General features: G+C 69.7%; 5 protein-coding genes. 3 read left to right on the forward strand and 2 right to left on the reverse strand.

The genetic code is table 11. The features are described 5' to 3' along the window. Window positions 1-3 precede the first annotated feature (3 nt). Window positions 4-10,941 (reverse strand): Tc toxin subunit A-related protein, encoded by a 10,938-nt coding sequence (locus tag Amac_RS15500; RefSeq protein ID WP_155355087.1) that lies wholly within the window; start codon window positions 10,939-10,941, stop codon window positions 4-6. Window positions 10,942-11,488: 547 nt separating this feature from the next. On the opposite strand from Amac_RS15500, the gene Amac_RS15505 reads away from it, so the two are divergent. From Amac_RS15505 to Amac_RS15515, 3 genes are all read left to right on the forward strand, one after another. Further along, the gene (locus Amac_RS15505) at window positions 11,489-12,148 is read left to right on the forward strand and encodes a restriction endonuclease (protein ID WP_155355088.1); all 660 of its coding nucleotides are present in this window, start codon (window positions 11,489-11,491) and stop codon (window positions 12,146-12,148) included. A gap of 1,488 nt (window positions 12,149-13,636) precedes the next feature. Then, window positions 13,637-14,221: an integrase core domain-containing protein gene (locus Amac_RS54890; protein ID WP_218041101.1), complete on the forward strand. Its 585-nt coding sequence runs from the start codon at window positions 13,637-13,639 to the stop codon at window positions 14,219-14,221. A gap of 80 nt (window positions 14,222-14,301) precedes the next feature. After that, the gene (locus Amac_RS15515) at window positions 14,302-14,787 is read left to right on the forward strand and encodes a hypothetical protein (protein ID WP_155355089.1); all 486 of its coding nucleotides are present in this window, start codon (window positions 14,302-14,304) and stop codon (window positions 14,785-14,787) included. Between the two features lie 1,279 nt (window positions 14,788-16,066). Here Amac_RS15515 and Amac_RS15520 read toward each other — a convergent pair. Then, window positions 16,067-17,578, reverse strand: a complete 1,512-nt coding sequence (locus tag Amac_RS15520) for a hypothetical protein (RefSeq protein WP_155355090.1) — start codon at window positions 17,576-17,578, stop codon at window positions 16,067-16,069. Window positions 17,579-17,617 lie beyond the last annotated feature (39 nt).

Consider the following 17,617-nt stretch of genomic DNA (forward strand, 5'->3'; position numbering starts at 1 on the left):
CTCTCAGCGGGTGCCGGCGCGGTAGGTGACGACGAGGCCCAGGCCCTCCAGAGAGGCCCGGTCGCCGTTCAGGGTCAGGCGGAGGCCGCCGTCCGTCAGGACCAGCCCCGGGGTCGGGACCAGCCGGCCGTCGGGCAGGGGCTGGTCGCCGAGGGACAGGCGGGCGTCGCCGTCGTACACGGCGTAGAGGCCGGTGATCATCGGGCCGGACAGGTCCGGCAGGTCGTCGGCGGTCAGGGGCAGGACGAGGTCGGTGTCGAACGCCTCCCACTCCTCGGGAAACTCGCCGGGCACGTCGAAGTACATCGCGGCGGGTGAGGGCTGGAGCAGGCCGCGGACCGTCGAGGCGAAGGCGTCGCCGCCGTGCTCGGCGGTGTAGCGGAGGGTGATCTCCACGTCGGACAGGTCCTCGGGCAGGTCGCGGTCGCGCAGGCCCGGGAGCTCCAGCCGCCATGAGCTGACCGCGCCGGTGCCCTCGAAGGGCAGGTAACGCTCGTCGTCGTAGCGCAGTTCGTGCAGGCCATTGTTCTCCGCGCCCTCCGGCACATGGGACAGGGCGATGCGCTGGCTGGGACGCCAGTCGACGCGGACGTTCGCCGGAACCGCGCCCTTCGGGTCGAGGAGGTACTGCGCGGCCTTCGGTTCCGCGGCGGTGACGGTCTTGTGGGCGAGCTGGGTCAGGGTGGCGTTGACCTCGATCGGGGCTCCTTCCGCGTCGTGGAAGGCGACCGCGACCGAGCGGATCTGGCGCAGGAAGTGGCCGGGGAAGTCGCGGTCGAACAGGTCCTCCGGCAGGGTGAACTCGCACGAACCGCCCGCGCGCAGGGTCAGCAATGCGATCGGGTCGTGCTCCAGCAGGGAGACCCGCCGGGTGATCTCCAGTCGGCGGCGGTCGGTGCGCGCGTGGGCGGCCGACAGGGCGTCGAGGTCGGCCAGGAGGGTCTCCCCGGCGAGCAGTCCGCCGCGCAGGCCGTCCCAGTAGGTCGGCCGGATCACCGTCAGGTCGGTGCCGCGCTCGAACTGGTAGGCCTTCTCGGCGGCGCGGGCCATCTCGTACGCCAGCCCGTACGACTGGAAGTAGAGCTCGGTCATCCGGCCCGACATCCACTGGTAGAGCTGGTGGCCGGCGAACCTCTCGCCCATGAAGGCCGACACGGCCGCCTGCCCGGCCGCCTCGGCCAGGTGCAGGTCGAGTTCGCGCTGCGCGACGAGCAGCTGCGCCTCCCCCGAGCTGACCTGGTGGCCGAGTTCGAGCACGTCGGCCTCGGCGGCGCTGAGCTGGGCCCGCCAGTCGGCCTCGGCGCGCTCCTGCTCGGCCCGGACGCCGAGCAGCTCGCCCAGCACGCTGAGGCTCTCGGCGGCCGACTCGGCGATCCCGGCCGCGCTCTCCAGGGCCTCGCCCATGTTGTCGCCGCCGAAGGAGGTACCGAAGATGAAGGGCCCGATGAGGACCTCCGGCATGCCGAAGGCGAACGAGGCGCCGATCTTCATCCCGGCCGCCGCCGCGTGCGAGGCGGACGCCGAGGCCATCATCGAGAGCTGGGCCTCCTGGAGGGCCGACAGGCCCTCGGCGATGACGTCGCCCCATTGGGTGACCCGGTCCTCGGCCGCGTCGAGGCTCGACCGGAGCGCCTTGAGGTTCTCGGTGGCCACGGTGACCTGGGCCTCCCTGACCGCCTTGGTGAGCTCAAGCAGCGCGCCCTCCTGGCGGTCGCGCAGCAGCGCCAGCGCCTCTCCGTCGCGTTTCTCCAGCACGTCGAGGAGCCGTCCGCCCAGGTCGCGGACCCGTTCGGCGAACTCCTGCGCGCGCCTCAGCGCCACGCCGAACCGCTGGTGCGGCACCTCGGCCGGGGGCGCGGTCGTCAGGGCGGCCCCACCCGCGAGCGCGGCGCCCCGGACCAGCGCCGACGGTTCGATCGGCGGCTCGAACAGGGGCAGCGGGCTGCTGACACCCATGATGTCGAGCGAGGCCCTGATCTTGGTGAGCCGGTCGGCGACCAGGTCCCAGTAGCCGTGCAACGTGGTGTTGGCGGGCACGTGGAAGTACGGGTCGGCGACGCCGGCGTGCGGGCCGGTCATCAGCTCGTGTCCCGCCGGCAGCGCGGGCAGGGTCTCGAACGTGGCCGCCTCGCCCGCCGGGATCGTGCCGGGTTGCGCGGGGCGGCGGCCGAGGAGGTCCCAGGCCAGGATGTAGAGCATCCGGGCCTCGTCGACGCTTTCCATGGTGTTGCGGCGGAACAGCTGGTCGCCCCAGTCGAGCAGGTTGTCGACGTACCCCATGACGACGGCCCGCCGGTAGGCCACCGGACGCAGCGCGGCGATCGTGTGCGGGTCGAACGGGTCCTCCCGGTAGGCCGCGAGCAGGCTCACGCGGTCGCCGGCGAGGTCGTACTGGCGGCCCAGTTCCATCGCGACGGCCAGGTCCTCGCTCGGCGGGAGGTCCTTCAGCGCCTCGATGGCCGCGCGGTGGGCGGTAGTGAGCGGCTGGAGTCCCTGGAACACCGGGACCAGCGACTCCAGCAGGGCGACGGCGTCGTCCAGTTCGGGGTTCCCCTGGGCGCGCAGGGCCTCGGCGAGCGCTCCCGGGTCGGCCGCGAGGAACGGCAGGAACCGCCAGTACTGGTCGGAGCGGGTGGGGTCGAAGACGTGCTCGTACCAGGACTTGGCCTCGTCGAAGCGCTGGGCGGCGTTGAGCGCCTGCGCGATGAGCAGCGGCGCGTGGAAGAAGATCTCCCAGTAGTAGACGCCGTTGGCGCTGTGGAAGTCGAGGTGGCTGCGGCCCGGCAGCCATTCCTCGACGACCCGCTCCGCGAGGACCCGGATGGTGGTGGAGTCGGACGTCCGCACGTCGAAGGCGGGTAGTTCGTCGGTTTCCTGGGTGGCGGTGTCGAGCAGCGCCGCCACTCCCCCGGCGAGCAGCCGCTGGTTCAGCTTGTACGCCGTCGAGGTGGTCAGCCGCACGATCTCGTGCTGCAGCGTGCCCAGCCGGTAGGGCCGCTGGACGGTGGCCCCGCGGGGAGTGAAGAGGTACTGGCCGGGCCGGAACCCGTCGGCGCCGGGGTCGCCTTCCAGGAACAGGTAGAGGCCGCCGTTGGTCTCCATGGCGCCCGTCAGGTTCGCGGGCAGGCCCTCCCAGGCGCCCTCGACCGGTGAGAAGTTCCACTCGAAGACCCGGGCGTAGTGGTCGGCCGTGAAGGCGTAACCCCACCACACGCCTTTGAGGGGCCGCGGGAGCTGCCGGGGGTAGCTCTCGTCCATGTACTCGCCGAGCTCGCCCGACGGGGTGAAGGTGTAGGCCGCCAGCTGGGTGCCGCTGGTCAGGTAGAGCACGTTGCCGGAGATCCAGGCCGAGTCGACGGATTTCCAGCCGGTCGCCGGCGGCGAGACCACGGGCGGGAGCTCATTGCCGCCGCTCTGGCCGTCGTCGTCCTGGGCCAGCGGGTTGCGCGGGACGAGGGGCTGCGGCAGGAGCGGGCCGGTGAGTGGGCCCTGTAATGGGCCCTGGAGTGGAATCGCCGTCTGGAGCACGACGGGGGTCCCGATCTGGACCACCTCCACGGGGCCGCCGGACGGGACCGGCGCCGCGGGCGGGCGCACCTTGCCCCAACGGCCGGCGATGAGCTGCGAGGCGCCGCCCCGGGAGTTGCCGTTCCTGATCGTGACGAACCGGCCGCCGTTCCCGTCGCCGTCGTCGGTGTTGTCGAACAGGTAGCGCAGGCCGTACAGCTCGAAGCCGGTGTGGACGCGGTCCCAGGACGGCAGGCTCTCCGGGTTGCCGCGGAGCGGCAGCGCGGCGGTGTCGTCGGGGGCGGGCATGATCGGGCGGCAGAGCACGCTGCCGCCCTTGTGGTCGAGGCTGAACCAGGCGCCGTCGGTGAAGCCGGCGGGCCGGTTGAACCAGACGACCGAGGCCGGGTCGATGCCGGACTCGTTGAAGATCGCCGCGACGTCCCCGGCGATGGGGGGCGGCGCGGTCACCTCGTCGAGCTCGACCGTGTACAGCTCGGGTGCCAGCGCGAACGCGGCGCCGACCACCCCGGCGCCGGTGGATGCCGTGTACGACACCCGGATCGCCTCGTGGTCGGAGCCGGGCAGCGTGCCGGTCCGCACGGTCAGGGTGACGTCGCCGATGGTGTCGGTGCGCGGCGCCCCGGTGGCCAGCAGCTGGGCGGGCATCCACTCCTGGTTGAGGTTGCAGAAGGAGTAGTAGATCTTCACGCAGCGGGCGGCGGCGGCCGGGGCCGACACGGTCTGGGTGGTCTCGCTCTGCTGGGCGGTGACGATCGTCGCGGTGTCGGGCCGCTCGGGCTGGACAGTCTCGACCGTCGCCCAGAACGCGAAGACCCGGTCGAAGGCGCGGACCGGGTGGACCCGTGCCGCGTCCATGCGCACATCGGCCTTGAGCCACGGACCCCAGGTGGCCGAGGTCTTCTCGCCGTCACGGAAGGTGGCGTGCCGGTAGTAGTGCCGGCGCGGCTCGGTCCGGGTGCGGCCGAACAGCACGAGGCTGCGGGCGCCGTCGGCGCTCTCGTCGACGTAGCCGCCGGTGATCTCCAGGCGGGAGACCTCGGTGTACTCGTCCAGATACCTCTTGTACGCCCGCTGCGCGGTCACCGAGGTGATGCCGCTCTGGAGCAGGTCGTTCTCCAGTTCGCGGAACGCGGGTGTCTTGGTGTCGCGCAGTTCGGGCCGCAGGTAGTTCTCCGGGTAGAGGAACACCTTCCGGTTGGCCTCCCAGACGCGGTGGTTGCGCATCCACGTCCACCAGCGGCGCAGCCGGTCCTTGGTCTCCTCGGAGGCCGGTTCGAGGTCGAGCAGCAGCCGGTGGACATACAGCTGGACGGCCGAGATGGCCTCGCGCACCCGGGAGGTGGTGCCCTGGCCGCCCATCTCGACGTCGATGAGCAGCCGTTCGAACAGGTCGCCCGGCTCGCCCACGGCACCGACGAGGGCGTCGCGCCGCACGGCGTTGTCGCGGTCGCCCCGGAGCGCGGCTAGCGCCGACGGGGCCACGCCGGCGCGGCGGGCGACGCCGAACAGCTCGCCGGCCTTCAGCACGAACTCGATGCCCGAGGACGCGCGCAGGGTGCGCTCGGCCCACATGAGTTCCGCCGGGTCCCAGCCGAACAGGGCGCTCATCGTACGGTAGGGGTCGTCGTCGGACTCGGTGAGCGCCGTGGTCAGGGCGCCGCCGGTGGTGTGGTCGAGCAGGGTGAAGCGGGCGATGGTGTGCAGGTCGCCGAGCCGGTAGTCGGCGGTGTCGGCCCAGGCGTCGGCGATGACGCGCGGGAAGCCGCGGTCGCCGAGGCGGACGTACTCCTCTCCCCTGGTGAGGTAGGTCCTGCCGCGCAGCGTGAACGCGCCGTCGACGCCTTCCTCGTAGTCGGGGTGCAGGTCGCCCCAGTCGTCCTCGATGGTGCGCGGGTAGCCGGGGTCGGCCCACTGGAGGTCGGCGCCTGAGTAGCGGGCGTACTGGCCGGCGCGGAAGACGTAGAGCTCGCCCTCGGAGCCGGTGAAGGCGGCGTCGAGGCCGCCGTCGAACCGGCTGTCGACGTGCCCCCACGCCGGGGAGGGCGTGGTGGGGGCGTCGGCGCGCAGGTGGGTGCGGCCCTTGAACAGGTGGATGCCGCCCGCGCCGGCGAACCCGGCGTCGACGCCGTCGAGGAAGGCGTCTGGGAAGGCGGCCACGCCCAGGTCGTCGGCCAGGTCGCCTATGTCGCGCGGGTAGCCGGGGTCGGCGTGCTCGCCGGTGCCCGTTCGGCGGGAGTAGCGCGGCCCCGCCAGCAGGTAGGTGCGGTCGCCCACCACGAGTTCGGCGTCGACGACCTCACCAAGCGGGCGCACCACCCCCGCGAGGTCCTCGTAGGCGGCCACGGTCTCGGTGGCGACCCGGTGCGCGCGCCCGCCCATCACGACGGTCACCGTGCGCAGGTCGGCGTAGACGGCGTCGATCGTGGTCAGCGCGTCGTCGAAGGACTCGGGCAGGTTCCGGAAGGGTTCCTCCCTGCGCAGCTCACCGGCGATCGGCCGGGGGTAGCCGGGGTCGGCGGCGGTGTGGTCGTCGGTGGAGTAGCGCACGTAGCGGTCGCCGCTGAAGAGGTAGGCGGCGCCGTCCCACTCGAAGGCGGCGTCGACCGTCGCGATGCCGGTGGAGCGCGGTTCGGTGAGCGGGCCGAAGGCGCCGTCCCGGTATTCGCGGTAGCGCTCGCCGAAGTAGAACCGGTCGCCGACGGCTGTGGTCAGTTCACCGGTCAGCTCGCCGTCGAAGCCGCGCCAGAGCAGGCCGATCGGCCGCCGGGTGCCGTCACCGGGGAGCGTGTACGTGTCGCCGTGCAGCAGGACGAGGGTGTCCTCCCTCGCGACGACCGCGCGGGGCAGCCGGTCGGTGTTCCAGTGGGAGACGTCGACGACGTCGATCTCGCCGGTCTCGACGACGGCGTGCCGCATCGTGCCGTCGCCGGCCGGGTGCTCGAAGAGGTGGGTGAGCTTGCCGTCGACGTACGCGATCATGACGGAGTCGAGCCCGAACCGCGCGGCGATCGGCTGCGGCGCCCCGCCGTCGCTGAACATCGGCCCGCTGAACAGCACGGTCCGGCCGTCCTTGACGAATCCGGCGTCCACGACCCCGAGTTCGGGGACCAGTCCCCAGGACTCGGCGATCGGGAACTCCTGGTCGACGCGGGTGTCGTAGCAGGCGGACCCCTTGAACAGGTAGGTGCCGCCGAGGACGGCGTCCAGGCCGGTGCGGAACGTCGCGGGCACCCCCGCCAGCACCCTCGGCCGCGACGACCAACCCGCCGGCCCTTCGGTGACCAGGCGGCCGTCTTCGACGAACGCGCAGGTCACGCCGGGCGCGTCGGTGATCCGGTAGGGCTCGCGGGAGATCACGTGGGTGATGGCCCCGTCGACCAGGAAGAGGTCGCCGCCGGTCGAGTACACGGCGTCGACCCGGGTCAGCGGCACCTCGGGGGCGAACTCGGCGAGGGGGCGCGGATAGCCGGGGTCGGCAGCGCCGCCGGTGTAGCGGCGGAACTGGTCGCCGGAGAACAGGTAGACGTGGCCGTCGTGGTTGAGCGCGGCGTCGACCCGCCCGGTGCGGGTCAGCAGGTCGGGGCCGCGGCCCCAGAAGTTCGGCACCTTGGCCGGATAGCCGTCGTCGACGCGGGAGAAGTCGCCGGAGTAGCGCACGTACATGTCGCCGGAGAAGACGTAGACGCGGCCGTCGCGGCCGGTGAAGGCGGCATCGACCGACCCGAACGGCAGGCTGTCCCACAGCGGCTCCGGCGCCGACCACCAGCGATCGCGGGCGTCGAAGGTGACGCGCCGGTCGGCGCTGAACAGGTGGGTGCGGCCGGCCGGGTCGGTGAACACCGCGTCGACGCCGAACCCGTCGGGCAGGTTCCACCAGGTGAAGGGCGGCGGGTCGGTGTCCGGGACGCGGTGGTCGGCGGTGGAGAAGCGCACGTACCGGTCACCGAACAGGTGGGTCTTCCCGTCGAGCGTGAAGGCGGCGTCGACGCGGGTCAGCCCGCCCCAGTCGGGGGCGATGAGCCGCGGGAAGCCGAGGTCGGCGCGGGAATAGTCCGGGCCGCTGTAGCGGGTGTAGCTGTCGCCGCTGAACAGGTAGGTGAACCCGTCGAGACCGACGAACGCGGCGTCGACGCGGGTCAGCGGCCGGTGCACGCCCCACCGGTCGGTGGTGGCCACGACCTGGGCGCCGTCATGGGCACCGGCGCGGAGCGCGACCGTGCGGCCGTCCTTGAACAGGTGCATCACGCCGTCGTCGTCGCGGAAGGCGGCCTGGACGCCGATCTCGAACTCGGCGGGCACCCCCGGGAAGTGCGTGGCGATCGGCACGGGATAGCCGTCGTCGGCGTAGCCGTCGGCGTGTTCGAGGCTCTGGCCGTGCTTGACGACCATGCGGCCGATCAGGGCGTACACCCCGCTGGCATCGGCGTAGACGGTGTCGGGCGGGCCTTCCGGCAGGTCCGGCGAGCCGTCGAAGGAGGTCTCGGGGAGCTCGCCGAACTCCTCGGCCGGGCGCGGGAAGCCCTCGTCGACGCGGGAGAAGTCGGTGGAGGAGTAGCGGACGTACTGGTCGCCGGAGAACAGGTAGGTCCTGCCGTCCGCGTCGACGTGGGCGGCCTCGACGGGGCCGGTGGTGAAGGCGTTGCGGACGGCTCCCCAGGAGCGGGTGCCGGGCACCCAGCGCTGCCCGCCCTTGGCCCGGACCAGCACCTTGGCGCCGTCGACCAGCCATTCGCTCCCGTCGGGGCGGACGAAGGCGGCGTCGACCCGGGTCAGGCCACCCGGCAGCGGATGCGTGTCGACGAGAGCGCGGGTGGCCGACGCGTACCGCCAGTAGCGGTCGCCGGAGAACAGGTAGACGTGCCCGTCGGAGCTCTCCAGCAGGGCGTCGATCCGGGTCACCTCGGCGGGCAGCGCGAGCGGCTCCGGGTGACGGCCGGTCAACGCCAGGTCGCGGAACACCGTCACGACCAGTTCCGGCCCCATGCCGAGCTTCTCCGCGAAGGACGCGAACGCCTTCACCCGGCGGCGCAGCAAGCCCTCGGCGGGGTCGGCGAGCGCCGCGACGTCGACGCCCATCCCGTCGCAGATCGCCTGCGTGAGCGGCCCGAACGTGTCCTCGGCCGCCTGGGCGAGCGCGTCGCGGCGGGCCGACTCGACGGCGGCGAGGGTCTCCCCGATCTCCTCGACCCCGGCGGAGATCTCCACGGCGACCGAGCTGAGCAGCGCGAACACCTCGGCGGCGTAGTCGTCCATGCCGGGCAGCCCGAACGCGAGCACGTTGTACGGCCGGACGAAGAAGGCCAGCCGGCCGGCCGGCACGGCGAGCCGGTCGTCGAGGTCACCACGCCGGGCGAGCAGGCCGAGCAGCCCCTCGGTCTCCTCCTCGGTGAAGCCGAGCGCGGCGACGGCGTCGGGATCCAGCCGGTACGGCCGCTGCTCCGCCTCCACCTCGGGGAGTTCGAACTCGCCCATGGCGGCCAGCGCCACGGGGTCGGCGATGACGTCGAAGTCCTCCGGCGTGAACCGGCAGGTCTCCTCACGGAAGGCGGCGATCTGCGCCTGCAGGGTGTCGAGGATCTCGCGGCGGCCGTGCTCGAATTCGGCCGCCAGGGCGAAGTCGTCAAGGGTCGCCTTCTTGCGGGTGTGGTAGCCGTCGGCGTCGACGTACCCGTTGCTCCGCAGCGACTCCAGCACGTCGCCGGGGAAGTCGGCCGGGATCCGGCCGGTCTCGAACTCCCTGAGACGCGCGGTCAGCAACTCGATCACCGGCCGCTCGACCGCGGCGAGGTCGGCCGTGACCCGGCCTGCGGGGTCGTTCACGACCCCGTCGGCGGCGATCGCCCCGGTGTGGACGAGGTTGTCGTAGAGCTCGGCGCGCTGGGCGGCGGTCAGCCCGGGGAGCGCGTCGAGGTCGGAGACGTAGACGGCCGCCCGCTGGAGCAGCTCGGTGACCTTGTCCTGGTAGCCGGTGAAGTCGGTGGCCAGGTCCCTCGGCACCCGCACCAGGTCACCCTCGGCGGTCAGATGCCCCCGGAGCACGAGGTTCGTGAAGATCTTCCCGGCCAGCGCGGCCCCGATCCCGGGGAGGTCGGCCGCCGTCACCTCGCCCATCCGGACGAGCGCCTCGTACGGCGAGACCCCCGCGTCGAGATGGTCCTTCAGCGCCCGCGACGCCCTCTCGGAGAACCGGGCCGAGGCGAACACCTCGGCGGGCACCTCCACCTCGGTGTCGAGCGGCGGCACCGGCGCGGCCGACGGGCCGCCCGCGAAGGCCGCCAGGTCGGCGGCGCCCAGCCCGGTGGCCCGGATCCAGAGCGCCAGCGGCGGCAGTGCCTGCGCCAGCCAGAGCCCTTCGAGCACGCCCGGGGCGGCCAGCACCCGCCACCCGTCGCCGACCCGGCGGGTCAGCGCGAACGGCACCGGGAACGACGCCTCGACCACGGTGAGCAGGTCGAACAGCTCGTCGGCGGACAGCCCGAGCGCGGTCAGGTAACGCGCCGCGCGCCGCACCGCCGCCGGGTCGCCGCCCTGGGGGTCGAACGCCCGGAACCGCTCCTGGATCCGCTCCAGCTCAGCAGGCGCGACGTCCTCCAAGGCAGCGGGGTCGTCAGCGGGGGCGACCAGGGAGACCGCGACCGGCAGGGTGAAGGTCCGGGCCAGGTGGACGACGGCCGCGAGCACCGGGAGCGCGTCGGTGTCGAGGACGTTGCCGCAGCAGGTGACCAGAACCAGGTCGAGGTCGGGAAGGGGGATCGCCAGCCGCCGGGCCAGCCGCACGAAACGGTTGGCACGTTCCATCCAGCCGTCCTCGCCGCGCCGCACGAACCGGGACGCCGCCAGCTGCTCGGCCTCCAGGTCCGAGAGCCCGGCCGCCCGCGCGAACCGCTCGTCGTCGAGCGTCTCGCCGTCCGCCAGGCCCAGGTGGACGCGCAACTCCTCCGGCCGGGCGACGAAGATCACGTCGGCCGCCTCCGGAGCCAGCCCGAGGAACTCCCGGGAGATCACCGTGAGGTCGTCGGTGAAGGGCCGGACGATCTCGTCCTTGGCGACCCCGCGCCGGCGCAGGTGCGCGCGGAGCTCGTCGAAGGCCAGGTTGAACGGCTTGTCGAACGGGTGCTTACGGGTCCGCAGGTTCTCGTAGGGGTCCTCCCCGACGAGCTGTTCGAGGATCTCCACCACGATGTCGAGGTAGGGGGTCTCGGTGTACGTGTGCTCGGAGTCGAGGGGGACACGCCGGATGTCGGGGCGCCGCTCGGCCAGCGCGCCGTCACCCACCTGGTCGTCGAGCAGTCGCAGCAGGTCGGCCAGATAGGCCGCTGGCGAGGTGACCGACCGGCCCTCGTCTCCCGTCCTGAAATCGAGTTCCCCGAAAAGCGATTCGTAATTCGGCAAGGAATCGTCCCCGCGCATGCCGTCCCCTTTTCATTTCCGCGCAGGCTCGCGCCGCGGAATGGCGCTCATGGAATGTACGCATGCGAAACACGCGTCGTGGCTGTCCGCTGCGCTGACCGGCTTCTTTCCCCCACCGGCTGGGATCCGCGGCCTTTCGGGCACGCGTGATCCCCTGCAAAGGATGCATGGGGGTAAATAGGGCGTCAAGGCCCAAAATTTATGTGATTCAGGCTCGCAATCGCACCCGGCTCATTTCCCCCTCTTGGGGCGGCCTCGCTTGCCCGTCCCGGTCGAGGCGCGGCGCTTGTCCTTGGCGAGCCGCGACGTGAAGCCGGTGCCGCCCTGCGCGGACGGCGTGGTAGGCGTGCCTGATGGGAGTGCTAGGGCACCGACGGCGTTCTCCGCGCGTTCCTCTGGCGGGGCGGCTGAGGGGTGGCTTGATGGAGGTTGTGCTGCCGGACTTTCCCGATGTGCAGGTTGCTCCCCGCCAGGTCGCGGTTCTCGCAGATCAGATGGCCGACTGGTTCACAACCTCCCGCAGCGACGGGCAAGGACCGGCCGGCCGATGCAGGCGACTGCGGCGGCGGCCGTCCGGGACTTCTTGCGGTCCGAGCAGGCCAGGCTGGCGAGGGCGATCTGGGAGGTGCCGGACGGGCTCGTGCCCGCAGCGGTCTGTGTGATTATGCGAGCTCGCTTACGTCACACATACGGAGAGTGGATTACCGCGAGCTATGAGATACGTGGTATTCCCGAGGACCTTTCAGGGGCCCGAGCGCTGTTTGCGCGCTCGCCATTCGAGTTCGAGCGTTGGTGTGTAATGGAGGTGGACGGGCAGCCAAACCCGAAACAAACCGGAGACAAGGGAATCGACGGGGTTATCAGAATCCCTGTAGGTGGTCGAGGCGCTTCCGATCGTGTCCTCGTCTCGGTTAAGGGTGGAAATACCAATCCCGGTCATATTCGGGATCTAGTGGGGACGGTAGGAACAGAGCGGGCGGCAATGGGCGTCTTCATCACCATGAACGAGCCCACCCCTGGTATGAAAAGCGCTGCCGAGCGTGCCGGTATCTATACGTGGCCTATGAATGGCCAGACATACCCGAGGGTGCAAATCATCACCGTTGAAGAGCTTAAGGGCAAGAGACCGAAGATGCCTCCAACACTTCTCCCTTACTTCCAAGCGGAGAGACGTTACGATGAGGCTGACCAAAGCTCTCTTTTCTAAGCTTGACTGTGTGCCTGCCGATAATGTCGTCCGCGCAGCTCATCCGGCTTGTCGGTCCTTCCGGACATGCTCCCCAATCCACCTGTCCAAGCAGGCCCAGGGCGGCAGGATGATAGTTCGAGCTCATTCGTCTGACGTATCTGGCCGTCACCCACGCCTTTGCCGCGTCGCGGCTAATGCCGATGGATGACCGGGACAAGGACGTCGAGATCCTCGCCTCGCGACACCAGATCACCGTTCTCGAACGATAACTCGGCGGAGACAAGGTGAGATTCGCGCCCCAGTATCGGGCCTTCCTCACCGCACTGTTGACGCCGCTCCCCCAACAGGTCCTGCGCCGGATCCGGTTGCTCGTCCGGCCGGACACTGCGAGTGCCGACAATTCATTCATCCAGCTCAACCCGCATGTTGCGATGAGCTTGCGATATCGCAACGACGTCGCAGCCGCTCCAGGGCTTTGCGAACGATCAAATACGCAGCGCGGGCGTACGACTGCGAGCTCGCAAAACTCTCGACCAAAGCTTGCTCGCCTTGCATTACGCCCTACCCCGATATGGCTTACGCCGGATATTGGAGCGGACACGACCGCCCGCAACTGCCCACTGACCCTGGGCGCCGTCCAGCGCGCCACAGACAACCCCTATGACGACAGACGTTCAGCCGGCAACCGGAATCAAGCAGCTTCGTTCGACGTACCAGCCGAGGATCCAGGCAACGGCCAGAACAGCGGTCGCCCGACAGCAAACCCTCCACTGCACATCCAGCCCACCAGGCAACAGCCCTGATCCGGCTCAACCATACGGTGACGCCTTTCCGCCGACCACCCCGGCTGGCTCCGCCCGAACAGCCGGCCTTCCACCACGACGGCCACCTGGTGGCTGCCGACAACCCATTGGGGCTCAAGAACACGAATCGCTTCCGGTGCTGGAACCTTCGCCCTAGAGGAGATCTCCAGAACGTTGAGCGGTTGGTCCGGGTTGCCTGGGATCATCTTTCGTGCTCTTGTCCATGGTCTATGCCGTCACTCGACGGCTGCTGTCATTGCCCGCGTTGCTGTTACGCTGTGACGTCTCCAAGGAGGCGGAACTGCTGGTGCTGCGGCACGAGAATGCAGTCCTGCGCCGTCAGGTTCCACGGGTGCGCTACGAACCAGCCGACCGTCTGTGGTTGGCGGCACTCTCCTCCCTGATACCCCGCTTTCGGTGGGCGAAGGTCTTCTCGGTGACCCCGGCCACCCTGCTGGCCTGGCACCGCAGACTCGTGGCGAAGAGATGGGACTACAGCCAACGTCGCCGCCCGGGCCGGCCACCCACCGCAGCTGCGGTCAAGGCCCTCGTCCTGCGCATGGCCGCCCAAAATCCCCATGTGGGGCCACAGGCGTATCCACGGCGAACTAACCCGCCTCGGCCACACGATCGCCTCTTCTACCGTGTGGAACATCCTGAACCAAGCAGGAATCGATCCTGCCCCGCGCCGCATCGGGCCGACGTGGAAGCAGTCCTGACCGCCCAGGCCGAGCACATCGTGGCCGTCGATTTCCTGCATGTGGACACTATCGACCTCAAACGCCTCTACGCCCTGGTCATGCTCGAACATGGCAGCCGCCGCGGCCACCTGCTCGGCGTCACCGCCAACCCCACCGGCCTGTGGTGCACCCAGGCCGCCCGCAACTTCCTCATGGCCGCCGACACGACGAATCTCAAGTTCCTGATCCGCGACCGGGGCGGCCAGTTCACCGACGCCTTCGACGCGGTCTTCGCCGATGCCGGCATATGCGTCCTCAGCAGCCCACCCCAAGCCCCGAAAGCCAACGCCCACTGCGAAAGGATCATCGGTACCCTACGCCGCGAACTCCTCGACCACATGCTCATCCTCAACGAGCAACATCTGCGCCGAATCCTCAGCCGATACCTGGAGCACTACAACACGGCCCGGCCCCACCGCAGCATTGCCCAGTTATGCCCAGCCCAAGCCGAAGCCGGACCGCCGTCCCCAATCGACCTCGCCAATCACCGAGTCGACCGCAGACTCATCCTCGGCGGCCTCATCAGCGAATACCAGATCGCCGGCTGACATCACCAGGAACCCGCAGGTCGAACACCAAATCCTATTGTTGAACCCCACAGGATACCGCCAATACCGCCATTGCCGGATTGGCCGAACGGGCCGCCATCGCCGTACGCCGCCACCGCGATCATGACGCCGCCGCGTTCGCGGCACGTCACCGGGATTGGCCCGAATGGGCCCGCCGGGCCGCCGCCGCCCGCGCTCTCGCGATCACGCTGGGTGTCGAGGCCGAGGACGTCACGGTCACCGACGACCCCGACCGCCGCTACGCCGACGGCCGCTACCCGGGCATGACGCTCACGGTCACCGAACCGGTCACCGAGCGTGCCTGGCGGTTCATCCCCGATTTGACCTTGGCCCCCGGCACGGGCTGGCTACTGCTGGACCAATGCCCCGGATGCGGCGAGGCCGTCCCGATGGCGGCCATCACCGCCCTTGCCGATCTAGGCGAATACCTCGCCCCCGATCCCGAGGTCGACACCACGTTCGACACCGCGTTCGACCACGTGCCCGGCGATCACTTCGGCGACCCCGCCCATCGCCCCGGATGCACCCACGCCGCCCTGACGTGACCGCCCACCCCGGGGGACCGGCGGCCGGGCGAGGGGGTACCGCGCCGCCATCCCCAACGGCGAACCTCGGCTTGACCAACAAAGGCCGGGGAACCCCCCGGGGCCTCGCGCGCGGCCTATCGCCGGACTCTCAGCCCTCAAACCGGACCTCGCCCAAGCCAACTCTCAAGGTCCGCCACCAGCCAAGAGACGCCAGACACTGAGCGCATCAGGACCGCCATGCCTTCCAGACCATCCCCGCGCCCCCGCCCATGACATCGACTCTCTCCTAGGAGTCGGGAGAGCCATCGGTACCCCCTTCAGCGGCCAGGTGCTGCCCAGATGGCCGAGACCGACGCTTCCTATCTGGCCGGAACTCCCACTGGTAGCCCTATGGGTAGCCACGCCCCTCACAGCGCACACACATACAGGGACCGCCCCGCACCATCCCCATCCGACGGCAAGGTTCCATCGAGAGCCGCGTCCCAGTAGAAGGCACCGCGCCTGCTGGCCCACAGAACGCGTCCGGACGATCACGGATACCGGTTCTTCATACCAGGGCGTCCCAGGAAAGCCTGTTCGTGGTCCCCAACCACAGCGCGCAACACGCCGCAGACATGAAGGCATCAGCGCGCTGGGCCAGCGGTTCGTCCTGCTCCTTGATGAGGACCGCCCACACGGCATGGCCCGTTTCTCCTTAACGTACGTCGACGAGACCGGCTCGGTGGAATCCTCCACGAGTACCTGCATGCCGCCTGAGCTGCATGGACGAGGTTTCGGCAGGCGCAATCCTCAAGGAGTATCAACATGCGGCTTGAACTGGACGGATGAATAATCGGCACCGGCACACCGGGAACCACGTCCCCCCTCACCCCCGCAGCGATCTTGAAAACTGCGAAACACGAGGGGTGTAGGAGTGGCGGTGGTAGGTGGTCATCTGGTCGATGATCTACCTTCGGATCGCGGCGGAGAACCGTCTGCCGAATTAGCCTTTGCTCAATGGTTTCCCCGTCGACCTTGAACAGCAGGCCGGTTCCACCGGCGTCGGCGCTTGAGGACCCACAGATCATCCGGCGTGTTCCATAAGTCGCTCACGATGCGCTACGGGGCGTGGATGTCTCGTCGGCGAGGTAGTGGTGCAGGGAGGTCTTGGGGATCCCGGTCTTGGTGCTGATCTCGCCAAGGGAGCTTCCTTGGGCCTTGAGCAGGCGCGCGTATTCGATCTTGTCGGCTGGGTGGGCGATGAGGCGGCCGACGCGCCGGTCGTTGGCCTCGGCGACGGCGCGGGCGTGATGTAGTACTACTCGGCGAGGGGCTTGGTTTTGCGGCGGGTCTGGCGGGAGCTTTCCAGGTGGCATTGGTAGCAGACTCCTTTCCAAGGACATGGGCCGCGCTGGAGGAGGGGGATGCCGCATTGGGCGCATGGGGTGCCGAGGTGCCTCTCCAGGTATCGCGGGCAGTCTTCTTCCGGGTAGATGGGTGAGGGGAACCAGAACGGGACGTTGAACTGGTCCGCGATCATCCGACCAGCCCAGGCTGCGACCTCCGCATCAGGCCATGGGGGTACCTGAGCGTTGAACAGCCGAATGTCGCCGCCGAGCCCGCGGAGGAAGCCCAAGCTCCGTTCGGCCGGTTTGCCGTCGGCGAGGACGATCGCGCTGAGCCAGACTCCCCAGCCTGTCGTGTCGCCGTCCCATAGGGCTTCGATCGCGATTGGCGGCTCGGTGAGCGCGGCGGCGGACTGGAGGACGTGTTTAGCTGGCAGATGGCGGAACTTGGCGATGGCCCGCTCCCACTCGGCGGGCCCGGGGGGATGGGCCGTCGCGACGTAGTGGCGGATCAGGGGGTGGGTCCGCAGTCTCCCGGCCTCGTCGAAGGCCAGCCCGCGACGGCGGAGCACGCTTGCCGCGTCAGCACCGTCTGGGAGCAACGACGAAACGTACACGGTGGCGACCCCGTGCGGAAGCCGGCTGAGCATGGACAGCAGGTGGCGGGCCGACGAGGTCATCAGGTGATCGTTCCAGGATGCCTCCAACGAAACCTCAACGCTCAGCAGACGGTGGTCACCGGCTCCGCGTTTGAGTACACGTGTCTGCTCTGACCGCCAGCGCCGGGCCAGGGAGTCCAGGCTCTCCTCGCCGTGGAGAGCGTGGGCCAGCAACTCCACGGCGAGTGGCAAACCGCCCATTTCATCGAGCAAAGGATCGAGGGCCGGCTGGTCGAATCGTTCCCCGGCGGCCATGAGGAACAGTTCCTTGGCGCTTTCCAGGCTGAGCTCGTCCAGGCTCACACGGTGAGCCGGTTGAACGCCGCCGGGCAGTTCAAGCCCGCGCATCGATATCAGCACTGTGCTGTGCCGGGTCAGGTGGCCGAACAGCTCCTCACAATTGAGCTGATCGATCGACCATGGCGTTTCGGCATTGTCCAGGCACACAGCGGACGGCGTCGTTCTCAAACTTTCGAGGCAGGCTCCCAACAGGTCGTCGCCGGCAACGGAGAGACCCATGGCACGCGCCAACTCCGCGACCACCTCCGAGGCGTTCGCCGCGCCTTCGCAACGTACGAAATAGCGTCGTCTCCCGTAATGCGCCTCCACTTGTGGGTCATGCAGTGCGGCCAGCGTGAGGTTGGTCTTTCCGATGCCGGGCGGCCCCAGGACCACGGTGGAGCCTTCCACGAGGAGCTCGTCGACGACCGCAGACAGCACGGAATCGCGGCCGACGGTCGCCCGTGGCGGTGGCAGTTGCGAGGGCGCTCCCATGGACGACCCACGAATGGAAGTTGGCGCGACGGCGGCCGCCGCGACGTACACATGAATGTCGCCTCCGGCGATGACGTTGTCGAAATCGAC

It is taken from the genome of Acrocarpospora macrocephala (genome assembly GCF_009687865.1).
Taxonomy (GTDB): Bacteria; Actinomycetota; Actinomycetes; order Streptosporangiales; family Streptosporangiaceae; genus Acrocarpospora; species Acrocarpospora macrocephala.